Here is a 269-nt window from a genome sequence, read left to right on the forward strand (position 1 = left end):
CCCGGGTTATCTCGTAAATCAATAATTAGGCCTTTTAATGAATGGCCATAATGGTTTTGCATGGCGGCTATTTGCAAGGCAACTTCATGCAAAGTGTGATTAGAAAAGTTATTAATAGCGATATAACCGCTACCTGAGTCAAGTAGTTGCTTGGTTACACTCGTTAGCTTAATTTGGTTTCTACTGAGATTAAATATTAGCGGTGTTTGAGTGTTATTACGGGTAATACTTAGCTGTACTTTACCGTTAGCGCTGTCTTTGATGTATTG

At 37.9% G+C, this 269-nt stretch carries 1 protein-coding gene; it reads right to left on the minus strand.

Translation table 11 applies throughout. The features are described 5' to 3' along the window. Positions 1–269: S41 family peptidase (locus R0K30_RS22075; protein ID WP_410612991.1), on the minus strand; the 269-nt coding region annotated here is incomplete at both ends.

Source organism: Bacillus sp. SIMBA_154, from assembly GCF_046536015.1.
In the GTDB taxonomy this organism is placed as follows: domain Bacteria; phylum Bacillota; class Bacilli; order Bacillales; family Bacillaceae; genus Bacillus; species Bacillus pumilus_P.